We start from the raw sequence: 17,516 nt of genomic DNA, 5'->3' as shown, positions 1-17,516 counted from the left end.
TCGATGGCCTGCACGACGCGCATCGCGCGTCCCTGGAAGAATTGTTTCCGCTTCCCGAGCAGAATCAATTGCACGAATCAATTGGTCAGGCACAGTCTGAGAATCGGACTCGCTCATTTGGAATCACAAAACCACGCGCCTCGAAGCCAGGCCGGGTGATCCCGCCGATCGTCATGACAAGCGCTCCGTCGCGCCCGTGCAGATTTGTTCAGAGGTTCCCTGGGCGCGATTCGTCGCCGGCGGCGCCGATGCGGACGATCCTTGTGGCCAGAACGCTGGACAGGGGATTCTTGGCGCCGGATCGTTGGTAGAAATCGTTCTCCATGCCCTGGACCCTGGCCCGAAAAGAAGTATAGGCATCCGGGATCGTTGTCAGGGCTTCGAGCTTTCGATATCGGCCTGTTTGTGAATCGAAGAGATGTATTCCTGGACTTCGGTATCGTTTCGGGCGAGTTCTTTCAGGGACTCGGGGGCGTCCTCCACGAATGCTGGCAGCTTCAGCAGGTGCCCGGTGCCGGTTCGGATCTTGTCCAGGTTGTCGGCCTTGGCCCTGGCGCGACGTTCTTCGGCGGTTCCGATGTACACCTCGTCGCGCTGGAACCCGGCGATCTTCCGGTGAATCCACGCGATGACGTAGGCTCCGTTGCATATGCCGGTGGCCTTCAGGGCAAGACAGAGGCGAAGCAGCACGTAGGTGAAGGGATTGGAGAGGAAGGCGATGGGGAATGCCGAAGCCACGAGCTGCCATGCGATCGATGCAAGAATCGTGGTGATCAGAGCGCCGAGGAAGCCGGTATTGAGGAATATCTGCGCCCAGGCGGGGATCCCCCACAACGTGGCATCGCCGGCGCCGGGATCGATGTCGAAGGAGGTCACCCGCGCAATGAAGAACATGCACGACACGACACAGAGCTGGCGGCCGATCATGAAGGCCGAGAGATTGTGCGCGTCTCCGCGGAAGAGCAATCGACAGGTCTTCTTCGCCCAGACGTTATCGCCACGCTCATCTTCGGGCAGCTTGGAGACTGCGAAAAACGCAATCTGCATGCCCTCCAGTAGTCCGACCACGCACATCAGAAGGAAGAAGACAACCACGGCCGCAACGTTGGGGACGCTCTCCCACATCGTCGTCTTGCCTTCGAACAGGGCGGCCAGCGTGATGACGAAGGCGAAGATCAACAGGACGAGCGACATGAAGCAGCGGAAGTAGAAGAAGAGATCCTGGAGATCGGACCGCGGCCGCTCTCTGAGTCCGGTCTTCTTTCCGGCAAGGCTGGCGACGATGATCTGGATGATGTACGACGCATGAACGATGCCGGAAAACTCGATGGCCTTGGCCACCCGGAACGTGAAATAGTTCGGCCAGGTGTTCAGATAATCGAGCATGCAGTGAGAGGCATTGACCTGCGAATTCAGCTGACCGCACATGGTGGTGAACAGAATCATGGCCAGTCCGACGCCGAGGAATATGCTGAGTAGCCACTGGGGGAAGCCCCAGAGCTCGGCGCCGCTGACAGGTCCTCCGGCGATGTTGATGGCAAAGACGATGAACACGACCATGAACTGACGGCCCAGGAGATAGCGGTCGAGTGAATCGCCGCTGTGGGCGTCGACGCAGCTTTTGTGCGCAATCCTGTGGGACTCGGCGTAGAGATCGTGGCTGACCGGTGCGAGGCCGACCAGGGATGCCTGACCTCCTTCGACGATCGACAGCCAGACCACCGCCAGCGTCAGCACGATGACGACGAAGACAGGGTGAATGTCCTGGGCAAGACTCGTCTGCCCGGTGAAGATCAACCCCGCAATGATGACGATGGAGAAGATCAGGGCGCCGGTGGAAGCCGCGCTCTTGACGGCCTCGACGGCAGGAGTCTTCTCGGAATTGAACATCTTGTCGACTATTCCTCTGGCAACAGCGAACAGCTGGACGGCCGGAAATCCGATTCGCGGCTACCGGGTTCTGGCGGATCGAAGCGTCGGGGAAACGGGCGCCCCTGCGATCTCGTGCTGGGCAACCCTGGGATCGATTGCGCCCGGGGATCCGGCATTCACCCGCCGGAATCACGCCGGGGCACCAGTGCGTTGTCTGCATCGAATCAGCGGGCCACCGCTGATTCGAGTGTATCCCAGGCATCGATCTCTTCGGGCCGAGACCAGAGGGAATCTACTGGAAACGCGTTCCCTGGGCAATTGCCCAAGGCAGATTCCGGCCCCTTTTCTCCGGCCCCTCCAGGACCAGAGGGGTCAGGAACAGAGGGGTCGGGCCGTGCATCGCGCACTGGGTGTCGGTAGAGTGAGCGCAGCGTTTCACGAGCTCCACGCTGCCCCGGGTTCGGTGCCGGACAATCAGCAGATCGTGTCCGACCTCACCGGCCGGTATTTTCTTCGGGGGTGCTGCTGCGCCTGACGCCGGGTCGGTTGAGTACGGCCCGCTCGACTCGACGGTGATTCGTAGTTCCGTCCGTCGCGGCGAAGTGCTCGAACTCGGGGTCTCTTCGCTGCTTCATGAAGGCCCGGAACGGGCCAACACGCCGGAAGTGGACTCGATCATGGCCTACCGGATGGATGGCGATCGCTGGGCGCTGATCGGCGTCCAGACCGAACGCACGCGCACCATGAGCGGGCCCGGTTCGCGCGAGTCCTGCTGAAACTCGAGCCGCCGGTCGGCGGCGACGTCGGTCAGGAAGAGCGCGGATCTTGGGTGGTAGCCGGGCGTCTCGAAAACGCCCGAAAGCATGCGGCACGGGATATCGAGAGCGTCCGGACACCCATGCGCGGAATCCCGGGCCTTCTCCGGGGGGGGTTCTTGCGATGAGAACTGCCCAGGCAAGAGATGTGCTACTTTCGCGTCGACGCTCGACGCCTGTTCCGGACCCTCCTATGACCTCGATCCGTTTGTTTCTCCTCAGTCTGTTCTGCCTGACGCTTGCGGCCTGCCAGCCGGCGGAGGACTCGGGTCCTGCGACCGAAACGCCGGCCGAGACCGAAGTCGCCGACCGCATCCTGACCGGTGGAACGGTCATCACGGTCGATGGCGATCGGCCCGAAGCCGAGGCGATCGCGATCAAGGACGGGCGCATTCTGGCCGTGGGCAGCGCCGATGAAATCGCTGCACATGCCGGTGAGCTGACCGAGGTCATCGACCTGGCCGGGCGCGTGGCGATTCCGGGCTTTATCGAAGGCCACGGCCATTTCCTGGGCCTGGGTCAGGCCCTGATGATTCTGGACCTGATGCCGACGCGAAGCTTCGAGGAGATCGTGGCCATGGTGGCCGAGGCGGCCGCCGGGGCCGAGCCGGGCGAGTGGATCGTCGGCCGCGGCTGGCACCAGGAACGCTGGGGCGACACGGACCTGCCGCTGTTCGACGGCATCCCGCATCACCGCAGCCTGAGCGCAGTGAGCCCCGACAATCCGGTGGTGCTGTTCCACGCCAGCGGCCACGGCGCCTATGCCAACGCAGCGGCCCTGGCACTGGCCGGCATCGACGAAGACACGCCCGATCCGGACGGCGGGACCATCGTTCGCGACGACAACGGCGAGGCCACCGGCTTTCTGCGGCAGGCCGCCCAGGACCCGGTGCGCGCCCGACTGGTGGCCGCCGAGGCGGGCCTTAGCGATGCCGAACGGCAGGCCCGGTTCGAGCGCCAGGTCGAACTGGCCGGCGAGGAAGCGCTGCGACACGGCGTGACCAGCTTCCACGACATGGGCACGAACTTCGCCGACATCGACCGGCTCAAGGCGCTGGCCGAAGCCGGCCGGCTGCCCGTTCGGCTGCACGTGGCCGTCCGGCACGAAACCAACGAGGACCTGCGGGCGCGGGTCGCGGACTACAGGATGATCGGACATGGCAACGGGTTCCTGACCGTGCGTGCGCTCAAGCGCAACATCGACGGCGCGCTGGGCACCCACGGCGCCTGGCTGCTGGAGCCCTACACCGACAAGCCCGAGACCTCCGGCCTGCCGCAGACCTCGCTGGAAAATCTCCGCGAGACGGCGGGGATCGCGCTCGAGAACGGTTTCCAGCTCAACACCCACGCGATCGGGGATCGCGCCAATCGGGTGGTCCTGGATCTCTACGAAGAACTGCTGGGTGCGCGGGCCGATGAGGACCTGCGCTGGCGCATCGAGCACGCCCAGACCCTGCACCCCGATGAAGTCCCGCGCTTTGCCGCGCTGGGGGTGATCGCGTCCATGCAGGGCGTACACGCCACCTCCGACGGCCCCTGGGTGCCCCAGCGCCTCGGTGAAGCGCGCGCCCAGCGCCGCGCCTACGTCTGGCGTGCGCTGCTGGATGCCGAGGCCACGATCTGCAACGGCACCGACGTGCCCGTGGAATCGATCTCCCCGATTGCCTCCTACACCTCGTCGGTGACCCGGCGCATGGCCAACGGCGAGCAGTTCTTTCCGGAGCAATCCATGGGCCGGATGGAGGCGCTGTACTCCTACACCCTGGGCTGTGCCGAAGCGGTCTTCGACGAAGACGAGCTGGGCAGCCTGACGCCGGGCAAGCGCGCCGACATCGCGGTGCTGAACGCCAACCCGCTGACCGTCAGCGAGGATGAACTGGCCGGGCTGCAGGTGGAGATGACGCTCGTTGAAGGCGAGGTCCGCTATCGAGCGGACTGAGGGCTCGGCGGAGCTGTAAGTCTGTGGCCCACTCGCCCGCATTATTCATGAATCGCCGCGATGATTGCGCCGGGAATCGTTCGCACAGGGGATTTTCCGACCGAGCGGAATACCCTGCTGTATTTCCGAGCGAGGACGATTCGCTGTGCGGACAAGGACCAGGCAAGGGCGCGAGCTCATTCATGAATAATGCGGGCTAGAGTTCGGGCAGCGCGCGCAGCACCTTCCGGAACCCCCGCTCGAACTGCCGCGCCGCGCGCCGAGTGACGAGCCCGCCGACCAGCGGAATCTTCAGTTCGAAGGTCGAGCGCCAGCGGATGCGGGTGCCCTCGGGGACTTCGGTCAGTTCGATTACCCCGCCTTCGTGCACCACCTCGACGGGTTTCGAGGCGATGACCCGGTAGGCCAGCCGGTCCGGCGGCTCGAAGCCGGTGATTTCCTCATCCAGTACGACCCGGCCCAGCGCCACACGTCGCAGCGCGCCGAGTCCGTTGGGCGCCGGCGTGCCTTCCTGCAGCAGTTCGGACCGAGTGATTCCGGGAAAACGATGGTAGTCGGCGTGGTCGGCCAGTAGCTCGAAGGCCCGGTCGATCGGCAGCGCGATGGTTTCGGTGATGTCGATGGTCTGCATGAAGGCTCCCGTCCGGCCGGCAGCGAAGAGCGGTCGGTCTAGTGTGCCCCGCCACTCATGCTCATTGTGTAACGTATAGCGAGTCGGAGAGCATTTGGCTGCAAGGCCTGTCTCGCCGGGAACGGCAGCGTCCTTTCCAGGCGACAGAACGCCGCAGATGAATGCTCTCCGACTCGCCCTTCAAGGAGCGCGCCTGAACCGACATTGCGTAGAGCCTTTCCAAGCGCCCTGACGCCCCAGATGAGCGCGCTTGTCACCACGCTTGTCATCACGATCGCTCATGAAAAGCGCTCATGAAAAGCGCTCATGAAAAGCGGTCATGAAAAGCGGACTCGCCCTTCGGGAGTGCGTCCGAGTCGACAGTGCGGCGTTCCGACCCGACGTTCCGACCCGAGTAAAGGGCTTGCCGTTCGCTGCGGGTTGCGTCTTGCACTGTCGACTCGGTCATGCTCTGAATGTCACAGGATTAATGACGGGGTACACCGGCAGTGCTCGGGAACGTCGGCAGATGACCACGGATTCCAGACCGGACTCGTGTTCACCGCTGCTTCTGGCAAGCGAAGTCGCGCCGGTACCCTGACGTCGGCATGCCCTCATCCCGGCAGGTCCTTGGGTCGTACGAAGCGCAGCAGTCGTCCGCTGTCGGGCTGGATTTCACCCGTCGCCCGCCCGGGTAGGTCGAATTCGGCCAGCGCGCCGGTCGGGAACTTCGTTTGCAGACGGGCGATCTCCTCGGGATCGCCTTCACCGCAGAGGAAGAGCGCGAGCTCGTGCATGCCCGGGTTGTGGCCGACCAGCAGAATCCGCGCATCGTCGTCCCCGTCCGCCTCTTCCAGGGCAATGGTCAGCAGATTCCCGACGTCGGCGTGGTAGAGGTCGCGACGGCTCGTCATCGGGATCCCAGGGTCGAAGGCCTCCCGGAACAGACGCGCGGTGGACTCGGCCCGGGCTGCGGTGGAGGTGACGATCCGGCGCACACGCAGGTCCGTGCCAGCAAGGTAGGCGCCCATCGCCGGTGCCGCTCGCTCCCCACGTCGTGCCAGCGGACGATCGTGGTCCCGTAATCCGGGCGTGTCCCAGGAGGATTTGGCGTGTCGGAGAAGGAGGATTCGCATGATCGGCGTTGCATCGTTTTCGATCATTCTAGTCCGCCCGGTCGGTGCCCCGGTCCCGGCATCAGGTCCACTGGCACAGGTTTCTGGATCGATCTGGGCGAGAGCCGCAGGGCCCGAGGTGTCGTGAGCTGTCGGACACCCGGGCTCGAGGGCGCGCTCTTCGATCATCGGCTGCTGGAGCCCGTGTAACGGGAACTCTGGAGGCGTCTAGGCGCTGCCGTCGCGCCTTGCAGGGCGCCGGTTCACGTTCTCCGGACTGGAGTGCCCCGAGGCAAGCGACCCGTGAACCGGTGGTCCGTGAAGCGCCGGAATCAGGTCCTGCATCGAGCATTGCGTGCGCTTCGGCGCTTCCGGCCGGGCCGCCATGCACTCGGACGCGCTCAGCGGAAGGGTCGGCAACCAGGGCCTGGCTGTCTCTCTCGGTGGGCCGGCCCGACGTAGGAATACGACCGGTGGCAGGCCCGCCTTCGCCTGTTCAGGGCTTTACCGCACAGCGCCGGCGGTTCTACGGCTGTTGCTGGTCAGCGCCGTGTACAGCACGCTCAGACCCCGATTGAAGCAACCGTCCCCGTGGACATCCTGAACGCCGGGGATGGCCGCGGCGGAATGGGCAACCGGCACGACCCCGAAAAGGGCCGATGAAACCGTGGCCACCTGCTCGGCCGGTCGGCTGTAGACCACTTCATCTTCCTTGATCGTACGCAGGACCCGGATGGCTGCAATGTCGTCTTCCGGGACCGTCATCGGATTGTCCGAGAGTACGGCGAAATCAGCCAGCTTGCCGGCGGTGATGCTGCCCTTGCGGTCTTCTTCGAAATGCTGCCATGCCGGCCACAGGCTCAGGGCCTTGAGACCGTCCTCTACCGTGACTCGGTGGATGGGGCCGAGGATGTCGCCGGTGCGCGACCGCCGGGTCACCGTCGACGACAGCACGCGCATGGAATCCGGCAGCGCCACCGGTGCATCGGTATGGCTGCCGAACATCATGCCGCGCTCGAGCACCCAGCCGGTCGGCGAGATGTTGTCGGCGCGCTCGGGACCCAGTACCGACTCCCGGTGCCAGTCGCCCCAGTAGAAGGTGTGCATCGGAAACAGCGAGGGGAAGATGCCGAGCTCGTCGAGTGCAGCGACCTGGTCCTTGCGTACGGTCTGGCCGTGAATCAGAACCGGACGGACATCGGCATCCGGATACTTTTGCCTGGCGTTCCGGACCGCTTCGATGAGCATATCGATGGCGGCATCGCCGTTGGCGTGGGTAAGGATCTGCCAGCCGTTGGCATAGGCCTTGTCGATGGCGTTCGTGACCGTCTCGGCGTCGATCGCAGCATAGCCGCGATAGTCCTCGGGCTGACCCTCCGGGACCACGAAATAGGGCTCACTCAGGAACGCCGTCTTGCCCTGCGGCGAGCCGTCGATGGTCAGCTTGACACCACCGACCCGGAAACGTCCGCTGTAGTTCAAGGAAGGCGCAACGTCTTCGACCAGCAGGACGTCGGGATAGGTGACCAGGTCGACCTCGAGCCCACCGTTGGCGGCAACCTGGCGCATGGCGTCCACGGCCTCGAGGTTCGACCGTCCTTCCTGCAGGGTGGTGTAGCCGAACGAAGCGGCCAGGCGTGCACCCTCGACCACCAGGGTTTCATTGATCTGCTGGTCGAAGTTGGCCGCCAGCTTCGAGAGCAGGTAGAAGAACGCATACTCTTCCATCACACCGTTGGGCTGACTGCCGTCCGCCTCGCGCCGGAACACGCCCCCCGGCGGATCGGGCGTTTCGGCCGTCACCTCCGCCAGCTCCAGTGCCCTGGTATTGGCGACTCCCAGATGGCCGGACTGGTGAATGATGATCACCGGGTAGTCGGTCGACACCGCATCGAGTTCCTGGCGGGTCGGGTGACGCTGTTCGGTCAGCTGCGAATCGTCATAGCCGAAACCGATGATCCATCCGACGCGCTCGACGACACCTGCGTTCTGCTCGGTCCAGTCGCTCAACAAACGCTGCAGGGCCGCAACATCGGCGCCGTTGCCGTCCGGCGGTGGCAGCAGATTGGCGGTGGCTGCCTGCAGACCCATCATGTAGGTATGACCGTGTGATTCCACGAAGCCGGGCACCAGCGTTCTGCCTTCGAGGTCCATCAGCCGGGTGTTGTCGCCGGACAGAGGAAGAACGTCCGAGGCCGCACCGACGGCAAGAATGCGTCCGTCCTTGACGGCCACCGCCTCGGCCAGCGGCAGATCGTCATCGAGGGTCAGAATGGGACCGTTGTGATAGATCGTATCGGCCACTTCGGCCGCGGAAACAGTCGCCGAGGACAGCACAAGGGCGGAGATCAGCAAGTTCGAAAGAAACGCGTTCATGGTCTTCCTCGTCCGTGGATTCATTTCGGAAACAGCAGCGTGAAGACGAACCGCACGCCCAGCCCGCCCGGCGCGCCGTCCGGCGCATCGGCCCAGTACTTCAGGCCCACACCGGCGCTGAAGAGCTGCGAGCCGATGTTCGTCACCTTGGTCGCCACCGCACTGATCGGCACCGACCATTCCTCGCCCTCCCAGTCGTAGGTCGCCTCGGTCTGGAGCGTGAAGGTCCAGGCGTCCGGGGTGGTGTAGGACAGGAAAGGCTGCATGAACGAAGCGTTGATATCGGCTCGATCACTGGCGCCGGCGACCGATGTGATGTGGTTGGCCAGACCGCCGTACGTCCAGGGGCCGCGCTGGCGCAGCGCGACCACGGAAGGCCCCAGAGACCACTTTTCGGTCCCAAGCAGGTCGTCGGTGGCCGTGGGCAGCAGGAAAGCCGGGCCGACACCCCAGATCCAGCCGTTCGCCGTCGGCTCTTTCGGCGAGAAGAAGACGATCTGCAGAACGTCCCCGAGCCCACTCTGGCTGCCGGCGTCCGGAAAGATGTCCTTCTGATCGATCAGCGGCACGATCGTGCGCGAGATCATGTTCCAATCGTCGTTGATCGAAACGGGAATCACCGGCTGGATATTCAGGCTCCATCGCTCACCTCATCAAGTGGCCCGATATCACCGTCGTAGTTGAGCTGGAACGGTACGCTGATCAGGGCGGCGACCGGATTGGCCAGTTGCCTGGCCAGGTCTTCGGCACTATCCTGAGCGAGAACCGCCCCGGAAAGCGAAATCAGCCCTCCTGCCAGTATCAATGGAAAACGAGCCATTTTCTGGATACTCCCGATGAATCGCGCGCGTTGCGCTGGTGGATTTCGTTCGGTTCACCGGCAGGCCAACGCAACATTTCCGCAGTGTGCTGCCCCGAGACGCTCAGCGATGCTAGCACCGACGTTCGATTCGGAATGTCTGATTCGGACATTCGCAGGATGACGGATCCGATCGAGGTCTCGGCCAACGAGGCCAGGGCGTTTCTCGCCACCAGTTACTGGCTACGGGAGTTCCCGGACGACTTGCGCGAATCCCTTCTGGCGAGCGCTCGCCTTCTGCCCCTGTTCGATCGAGGCAAGCGCGTGTACAACATCGGTGACTGCCCCAACGGCATCTATGGTGTCGTCAGCGGTTGCTTCGGATTCGAAGTCGCTCCCCAGGAGGAAGGTCCTCAATTGATTCATCAGCTGCGCCCGGGCATCTGGTTCGGTGAGCTTGCGCACGTCCTGGAACGACCGAGACTGGCAGCGGTATACGCAACGCGTCCGAGCCAGTGCATGTGGGTTCCGGCACAGGCCCTCGACAACCTCCTGCACAGTGATCCTCGTTTGTGGAAATTCTTCGCGCTCGCCCTGGCCAATGCCACCGTGTTCGCCTTCACTGCCATCAACGACCTGATCGGGGCCTCGCCCAAGCGACGAGTGGCCGCGGCCCTGCTGCGCGTGGCCGGCTGCCGCGACGGTCCTGTGCTGGACCAGGACGTCGTCGAACTGGACCTGACGCATGGCAACCTCGCCCTGCTGAGCAACTGTTCGCGCAGCACGGTGGCGCAGTATCTGAAGGAGCTGGAAACGGAGGGCTTTGTCAGCTTCCGCTACGGCAGGATCATCGTGACCGAACCGACCGCTTTGCGCCAATGGCTCCAGACAGCGCCGGAATGATCGGCGTTCCGACACCTGCGCAGTCCTGAATCAGGGTCTGCAGGCCCCATCTGCTGCGTGCACTCCTTGTCCACGAGCCATTGTGCTGGAGGCAATCGCGTGGACCCCGGGTCGCCCTGGCAGCCGCCGAATCAGCCGAAGCCGGAGCTCCGACCTCCAGGATGCAATGAGCCCGGATGTCGGCCCTGGCGAAGTGCGCCTCGATGGCGAAGGTCGGCCCACCGTCGCTGCGCGGGGCTTAGAATCGAGGGCCATCGATCGCTGTTTTTCGACCTCCGATCCTCGTGGCCCGGGAACCCCCATGAAACGACTCTACGCCCTGTCTCTGCTTCTCGTGCTCGCCGCCTGCGCTTCCGGGCCGGGCGTCGACCCGTCCGCCGACGCCGCACGGCCGGAATCGCAGGCCTACGAGTGGCCGAGCGTGAGCATCATGGCGTTCAACGTCGAGAACCTGTTCGATACGGCGGATGATCCCGGCAAGAACGATGCGACCTACCTGCCGGCGAGCGTGAAAGCCGACCCGGAGCACGTGGCGGCCTGCGAGTTGATCGAAGTCGATCGCTGGCGGGAAGACTGCCTGTACCTGGACTGGAGCGAAGATGCGCTTGCCTTCAAGCTCGAGCAGCTTGCCGCCACCATCCTGGCCTACAACGACGGCCGGGGGCCGGACATCATCGCGCTGCAGGAAGTCGAGAACATCGCTGTGCTCGACCGGCTGCGGCGTGAGCACCTGCAGCCGGCCGGCTATCGCCTGCCGGTGCTGATCGAAGGGCTCGATGACCGCGGCATCGACGTGGCGTTTCTCTCCCGGCTGCCGGTGGTCGGCGAGCCGGTGCTGCACCCCATCGACATGTCGGCCTTTCCCGATCGGGCGCCGGACACGCGCGGCATTCTCGAAGCGAATTTCGAATTGCCCGATGGAACGGTCCTGACCGGCTACTCGGTGCATTTTCCGGCGCCGTTCCACCCGATGGAAATGCGCTGGATTGCCTACGAGCACCTCAACCAGCTGCGCGCCCGCGTGCCCGAGGACCGGCCGGTCTTCGCCGCCGGCGATTTCAATACGCCGAAACGAGAAATGGACGACACCACCATCATGGACGAGATGGTCCGGCCCTACTGGACCGTCGCGCACGAGGTCGGTTGCACGAAGTGCCGGGGTACGAACTACTGGCAGCGCGGCGAGAGCTGGTCGTTCCTCGACATGGTGCTGTTCTCACCCTCGTCGTCTCACCGCTGGACGCTGGACGTCGACGCGATCGATGTCGTCACCGGCTACGCGGATCAGCTGCATGCCGACGGCACGCCGAAACGCTTCGATCCGGACGCCCGGGAAGGCGTGTCCGACCACCTGCCGATCGTGATGGTGCTCGTCTACCGCCCCTGAATCGCGGACGATCGGAGCGCGTTGCGCCGATCGATCGAACGGGACGGGACCATCACGCGAACCGCAAGCAGGCACGAACCAGGGGGGCGAAACGAATCAAGGGTCGGAGTCCTGCTTGCCTGGGCTTGTCGATCCGACCCGTCCGTCTCGCCCGCATTATTCATGAATGAGCTCGTGCCCTTGCCTGGTCCTTGTCCGCACAGCGAATCGTCCTCGCTCGGAAATAGAGCATGGTAGTCCGCTCGGTCGGAAAATCCCCTGTGCGAACAATTCCCGGCGCAATCATCGCGGCGATTCATGAATAATGCGTGCTGGCACCGGCGCCTGATGGAGGTGGTTCGAATCCTCGATCTCGGAGACCGGGGAATCGGCCACAAAGGCTCTCGAGATCATCCCCATGCTGAACGCTGCGGGATCGGTTCGGATGGTGTCGTTTCCGCAGGCGCCGCCCGTCAGTACCACGCGCCGGACGATGGTCCAGTCGAGCGTGCCGCAGACATGATCCGGCGCTCATCCACCGGTTCGACGCCGAATGCAGAAGGACGAACGGTACGGCAGAGGCTCGATCGTTTCCGGGCAGGGATGTCCGCTATCCGCGTTGGAAGTCGTGCAAATCCGACGAAGAGCGGTCGAGGGGCTTCGCGTCCGGTCAGCCGGCCAGCCAGTGACCGGCGCATTCGGGGAATCGACTCGGGGAGGTTGTCGGAGACCTGGACATCGACCGCCGCGGACAGGTGCGCCCGAAGGCGGCACAGGGGCCGCCTTCGGGGAGGTCATGCTCGACGTGCTGAGCGAGATCGACGGATCGGTGCACGCCGGTGATGAGCCCGGCACGCGGAACTCTGAATTCAGGGAAAGCTGAACTCAGGGGAAATGAACGCCCGCCTGTTCGTCGAAGCACTCGAACCTGTCGCAGCCGGCGACATACGTGTTCAGCGCCGCTTCCAGCTCCTCGGGAAGCAATGCCGAGGCCGGCCCATGATTACGAGTCACCAGGTGGATCTCGGCCTTGAACGGATCGATAAGGCCGGCCACCAGCCCGAGATCGGCAAAGGGACGATCCAGTCCCGGCTCTTCGCCCTTGAACACGTGAGCCTGGAAATGCGCCCGGCCGTAGGCATCGGTCACCTGGCCGCTGCCGCCGAACAGTCCTGCAGCGACGTCGGGATTGAACAGGTCGTCCGGGCTGCACGGGACGCTGGCGCAGTGTTCGGGGTTGTTGAAGACCACCCACCAGAACGTGTAGGCGCTCTCCGGCAGCATGCCGCTGGTGTTCATGCTGCCGGTGACGCCGTGGCTGTTGCGGTGCAGGGTCGAAGACGCGCCCTGAACCGGTGCGAACGGCTCGATGTCGGCGGGCGGCACCAGCCAGACCACCGGGGCATGGCTGACCATGCCGATGTCCGCGGTGTTGGGCGGCTCGCCGGGCGGGCCCACGACCGGTGGGTCGCTCGGACAGGGTATTCCCAGCATCCCGAACAGGACGCAGGATGGGTTCTGGCCGAGGGCCTGGGAGCTGAAGCCGGCCGTGAAGATTACAAGCAGCAATGCCGGTAACGAAAATGGAAATGATGGGGGTTTCATCGGTATCTTCCTCTTTTGTCGGTGTTGAAACGTTCGAACACTCGCCGGGTAGAAGCCGTGCGGCGAAACGGGTGATCTGCCCTCGAAAAGAGTCCATTGCCGGGGCCGCTGCCTGCCTGATCAACACTTGATATCGATCTGATATTCGTCTTCCGATCCCGCTCGCTCCCGGCTCCGGGTTGGCATATGCTTGGTTTGCCCCAGTCAGGCATTCCCGATCGATACGGACGGCAGATGAATCAGCACAGAGGCGGGCCGGGCGACTTCGGAACCACACCCTTTCGGGTGGGGGTCGTCTCGGTATTCCCCGTCGAAGGCCGAATCGAGGGGCCGGCCGGAACCGAGCAGGTCGATCCCAAGGTCATGGCCGTCATGGTCGAACTGGCTGCGGATGCCGGCTCGGTCGTGGCGCGCGACAGTCTGCTCGAGCGCGTCTGGAAATCGGACTTCGTCGGCGATGACGTGATTTCGCGCTGCGTCTACTGCCTGCGCGGCCACCTGGAAGGCGCATCGGGCGAACCGGGCTACCGGGATGCGATCAAGACCCTTCCCCGCCGGGGATACCGGCTGGAGTTGGAAGCCGTCCCGATCGTCGAGATCGGCATCTCGCCCGGGGCCGAACAGGGCCCAAGCCACCACCTGTGGCGGCCGCTTCTGATGGCGGCGTTTCTGGCCGCCATCGCGCTGTTGTGGTGGCACGGCCCGCTTTCGCAGCGCGGGGCGCCGGCGGTGGACGCGATACAACCCGCGATTGCGGTGCTTCCGTTCGCCGACCTGAGCGCTGACGGCTCCCAGCGGCACATCGCCGAAGGCGTCGCCGACGCGATGATCTCGAAGCTCGCCTACACGCTTCCGATCCAGGTCATCGCGCGTTCGAGTTCGTTCGCTGTCGGTGCGCTGGCGCTGGATGCCGAGCAGATCGCGTCCCGTCTCGGCGTGACCCACTTCGTCGAAGGGAGCGTGCGCCAGGACGGCCCACGCATCATCGTCAGCGCCCGATTGGTCGAGGCCGAATCGGCAAGCGCGTTGTGGTCGCGTCGCTGGGACATCGAGATCTCGGATCTGGCCGTTATCGAGCGCAGTCTGGCCGAAGCCGTCGCGCAGGAGCTCGGCCTCGAGACCGGAGTGCTGCGGGATGGCGAAGCACCGGTACGGCCGGAATCGGCAGAAGCCTTCGTCGACTACCTGTATGCCCGCCTCTTGATCCACCGCAGACTTTCGGGCGATCTCGAAACGGCCGTCTCCATGCTCGAGCGCGTGCTGGAGGCCCAACCCGGTTTCGTCGATGGATGGGCGGCACTGGCGTCGGCTCGCTGGCTGTCGACCATGGAGGGTGCAATGGCCGACAGAAACCCGTCCGAAGAGTCGCTACGGGCCGGTCTGGAGGGCGTTCGCCGGACCGCGGAAACGGCCATTTCGCTGGATCCCCGGAACGCCGAAGCTTTGCTGCGCCTCGCTTCGGCCATGCGCCGGCTCGGGCACCCGGAACTCGCCGTCGAGCTTTTCGATCGGGCGCGCGCAAACGACCCCTCGAACCCGACGCTGCTGGCAATGGAGGCTGGCAAGCTCGCGCGTCGGGAGAGGCTCGACGACGCCATCCGCCTGCTGGATGAGGCGCTGCAGCTCGACCCGCTGGCCACGGTCTGGCGAAGCAATCTCGCCCTGTACCTTCTGCGCGCCGGCCAACCGGAGCGGGCGTGGTCCGAAACCGAGCGGATTCTGCCCATGATGGCCGGGGACCCGAGAGTCGACCGGATACGCGAGATCCGGGCGCTGATCCGCCTCGCGCAGAACCGCCCGGAGGAGGCCCTGGCCGAAAGCGGAGTAATCGAGGATCCGCTGATTCGAGCCCATTGCGAGGCCCTGGCCTTGTCCGCGCTGGGTGGCGACGCGTCTGGAGCGATGGATATCCTGCGAAACGCCGATGACGTTCCGGCGCGCCTGAAGCTGGCGGAAGTGCTCGCCGTCCGGGGCGATCATGATGCCGCGGTGCGGGAAGTCACCGCGGCTGCCGAGCAGTGGCACGCCAAGGCTACGCCGATGTCGACCGCTTTTCTTCAGAACTGGGTCGAGGGTCGGCACCTGCTGGTGCCGCTCAAGAATCGTCCGGACTGGCCGGGGCATCTGATCGCGGTCGATGCAGCCGAGTTCCCTCCAGAGGCTTTCCCGATCCGCGATTGAGCGGCGGCACCGCCCGGGTGCCCGAACAACGTCCCTGCTTTTCGTCCGCACTGGAATCGCCGCGCCGGTGTGATCGCTGGACGTCCGAGGACGCTGGCGCACCGGCTCGGGGTCGGCGTATCGAATCCGGCCGGCGACCGAAAACGCGACGACGAAGTCGCCGGAGCCGTTGCTCATGTAGCCGACGGTGCGGGCGATACCCAGCCGTGCAGGGCCTGGCCATGCGCTCGCGGTTGCGCGACCCGATCCGGGCGTCGGTCGCGATCACGGCCATGATCGAACGGTCTTCCGCGTCGTGGTCGGCCGCGATCGACCGGACGGCCAGTTCGTCGCGAGAATCGTGGCGCTCTAGTGAACCCCCGCCACTCATTGTGTGACGTATGGCGTGCGCCTGAATCGACAGTGCAAGGCGCGGTCCGCAGTGAATGGCCCACTAGGGACGCAAGGCCGCAATGTCGGTTCAGGCGCGCTCCTTAGAAGGGCCAGCCGGGGAACATTCCTCTGCGGCGTTCTGTCGCCTGGAAAGGACGCTGCCATTCCCTGCGACAGGCCTTGCAGCCAAACGCTCTCCGACTCGCTATGCGTTACACAATGAGTGGCGGGGTACGCTAGTGTGACTTCGGTTTGTCCCCCAGCGCCTTGTGGATGCTGTCCGAACTGGACGTGCCGTCTCGTTTGGCGGCCTTGTCGGCGCGCTTTTCCTTCAGTGTCCTTGCGGGTTTCTTCTTGCCTTCGCGACTCTGGGTGTCTCTGCCCTTGCTCATGGTCGTCTCCGCGCGGCGCACACGGCTCGGGGAGAGCGGCATTGCCCACGCTTGCGCAGCTTGGACTGCCGGAACGCGGAATGATTCCGCTTGACGACGACAATGCGAACGTCCGGTAGTACAGTGTCGGACCGTTGTCTCCCAACAAGGAACCGCTCCGATGAATCGCTTGTTCATGCCGCTGGTCGTCCTGGCCGTCCTCGCGCTGCCCTGGTTTCCGTCTTCAGGCCTGGCCGACGACCGCGGGCAGAAGTCGGTGCTGGTCACGGGGGCCAGTACGGGCATCGGTCGCCACCTGGCCGAAGCGCTGGCCGAGGCCGGCCACCACGTCTATGCCGGCGCGCGCAAGCAGGAGGATCTCGATGCGCTCAACGCGATCGAGAACATCACCGCGGTGCGGCTGGACGTGACGAAGCCCGACGAGATCGACGCGGTGGTGGCGTTGATCGAGGAACGGGGGACCGGTCTGTATGCGCTGGTCAACAACGCCGGCATCGGCGACGGTGGCCCGGTCGTCGACACGCCGGTCGAGGTCCAGACGCTGGTCTACGACGTCAACGTCGAAGGGGTCTACCGGGTCACCCGGGCGTTCGCCCCACTGGTGATGGCGTCGAACGGACGGATCGCGACCACCGGTTCGATTGCCGGCACGCTGTCATGGCCGGGCGGCAGCGCCTACAGCGGCAGCAAGCACTGGATCGAGGCCTTCACCGACGCGCTGGCCGGCGAAATGGCGCCGCACGGAGTGTCGGTCAGCGTGATCCAGCCGGGCAACTACCAGACCCGCATCCGCCGCAACAGCGTCCAGCGTCGGCAGGCCCGCGTTGTTGCCGAAGGCGGCGTCATCACGCCGGAAATGCGCGAAGAGTACGAACGGACCGAAGCGCGGGAGCTCTCCTACAAGCTTCCCGACGAGGTCACGGCGGCCTTCATGCACGCGCTGTTCGACGATGAACCGCTGCGTCGCTACATGGTGGTGCCGAGCGCCGACGAGCAGGCCATGACCATCCGGACCAAGATCGAGCAGCTGGTCCAGCTCAATCAATGGGGTCCGTACAGCTACAGCGCCGACGAGCTGGCCGCGATGCTCCGACAGGCCATGGCCGAAGGCGACGGCTGAGCGGGAGGGGTCGCGAATCGGATTCGCCGTCCGGTTCCGGCCAAGGGTCTT

General features: G+C 64.7%; 14 protein-coding genes. 6 read left to right on the top strand and 8 right to left on the bottom strand.

The features are described from left to right. Positions 1 to 372: 372 nt before the first annotated feature. Complete coding sequence (locus HFP89_RS03230; RefSeq protein WP_168716206.1) at positions 373 to 1,890, bottom strand: hypothetical protein; 1,518 nt, start codon at positions 1,888 to 1,890, stop codon at positions 373 to 375. Between the two features lie 554 nt (positions 1,891 to 2,444). On the opposite strand from HFP89_RS03230, the gene HFP89_RS03225 reads away from it, so the two are divergent. Next, a complete protein-coding gene (locus HFP89_RS03225; protein ID WP_168716205.1) occupies positions 2,445 to 2,648 on the top strand; it encodes a hypothetical protein in 204 nt (67 codons plus the stop codon). A gap of 232 nt (positions 2,649 to 2,880) precedes the next feature. Then, positions 2,881 to 4,626 carry an amidohydrolase gene (locus tag HFP89_RS03220; protein WP_168716204.1) on the top strand — a complete coding sequence of 582 codons (1,746 nt, stop codon included), beginning with the start codon at positions 2,881 to 2,883 and terminating at the stop codon, positions 4,624 to 4,626. Positions 4,627 to 4,822: 196 nt separating this feature from the next. Here HFP89_RS03220 and HFP89_RS03215 read toward each other — a convergent pair whose 3' ends face one another. The 5 genes from HFP89_RS03215 to HFP89_RS15770 all read right to left on the bottom strand — a co-directional run bounded on the left by HFP89_RS03215 (position 4,823) and on the right by HFP89_RS15770 (position 9,547). Continuing rightward, positions 4,823 to 5,257: an SRPBCC family protein gene (locus tag HFP89_RS03215; protein ID WP_168716203.1), complete on the bottom strand. Its 435-nt coding sequence runs from the start codon at positions 5,255 to 5,257 to the stop codon at positions 4,823 to 4,825. Between the two features lie 593 nt (positions 5,258 to 5,850). Continuing rightward, the gene (locus HFP89_RS03210; RefSeq protein ID WP_168716202.1) at positions 5,851 to 6,399 is read right to left on the bottom strand and encodes a histidine phosphatase family protein; all 549 of its coding nucleotides are present in this window, start codon (positions 6,397 to 6,399) and stop codon (positions 5,851 to 5,853) included. A 456-nt stretch (positions 6,400 to 6,855) separates the two neighbouring features. Continuing rightward, positions 6,856 to 8,727 (bottom strand): amidohydrolase, encoded by a 1,872-nt coding sequence (locus tag HFP89_RS03205; RefSeq protein ID WP_168716201.1) that lies wholly within the window; start codon positions 8,725 to 8,727, stop codon positions 6,856 to 6,858. Between the two features lie 20 nt (positions 8,728 to 8,747). Beyond that, positions 8,748 to 9,314: a transporter gene (locus tag HFP89_RS15920; RefSeq protein ID WP_240955905.1), complete on the bottom strand. Its 567-nt coding sequence runs from the start codon at positions 9,312 to 9,314 to the stop codon at positions 8,748 to 8,750. 44 nt (positions 9,315 to 9,358) lie between these two features. Next, entirely contained in the window at positions 9,359 to 9,547 is a 189-nt protein-coding gene (locus HFP89_RS15770; RefSeq protein WP_206212201.1) for a hypothetical protein, read from the bottom strand. A 159-nt stretch (positions 9,548 to 9,706) separates the two neighbouring features. Here HFP89_RS15770 and HFP89_RS03195 point away from each other — a divergent pair, with 159 nt between their 5' ends. Next, positions 9,707 to 10,429, top strand: a complete 723-nt coding sequence (locus tag HFP89_RS03195) for a Crp/Fnr family transcriptional regulator (protein WP_168716200.1) — start codon at positions 9,707 to 9,709, stop codon at positions 10,427 to 10,429. Between the two features lie 301 nt (positions 10,430 to 10,730). After that, a complete protein-coding gene (locus tag HFP89_RS03190) occupies positions 10,731 to 11,816 on the top strand; it encodes an endonuclease/exonuclease/phosphatase family protein (protein WP_168716199.1) in 1,086 nt (361 codons plus the stop codon). A gap of 864 nt (positions 11,817 to 12,680) precedes the next feature. Here HFP89_RS03190 and HFP89_RS03185 read toward each other — a convergent pair. Continuing rightward, on the bottom strand, positions 12,681 to 13,253 hold the full coding sequence (locus tag HFP89_RS03185; protein WP_168716198.1) for a hypothetical protein: 573 nt from the start codon (positions 13,251 to 13,253) through the stop codon (positions 12,681 to 12,683). A gap of 510 nt (positions 13,254 to 13,763) precedes the next feature. Here HFP89_RS03185 and HFP89_RS03180 point away from each other — a divergent pair. Beyond that, positions 13,764 to 15,581, top strand: coding sequence for a tetratricopeptide repeat protein (locus HFP89_RS03180; protein WP_168716197.1), 1,818 nt, complete (start codon positions 13,764 to 13,766; stop codon positions 15,579 to 15,581). A 608-nt stretch (positions 15,582 to 16,189) separates the two neighbouring features. Here HFP89_RS03180 and HFP89_RS03175 read toward each other — a convergent pair. Then, positions 16,190 to 16,345, bottom strand: coding sequence for a hypothetical protein (locus tag HFP89_RS03175; RefSeq protein ID WP_168716196.1), 156 nt, complete (start codon positions 16,343 to 16,345; stop codon positions 16,190 to 16,192). A 160-nt stretch (positions 16,346 to 16,505) separates the two neighbouring features. Here HFP89_RS03175 and HFP89_RS03170 point away from each other — a divergent pair, with 160 nt between their 5' ends. Continuing rightward, entirely contained in the window at positions 16,506 to 17,465 is a 960-nt protein-coding gene (locus HFP89_RS03170) for an SDR family NAD(P)-dependent oxidoreductase (RefSeq protein WP_168716195.1), read from the top strand. The last annotated feature ends 51 nt before the right edge of the window (positions 17,466 to 17,516 follow it).

The sequence above is a fragment of the Wenzhouxiangella sp. XN79A genome (genome assembly GCF_012272825.1).
Taxonomy (GTDB): domain Bacteria; phylum Pseudomonadota; class Gammaproteobacteria; order Xanthomonadales; family Wenzhouxiangellaceae.
This window is presented reverse-complemented; position numbering and strand designations above follow the sequence as displayed.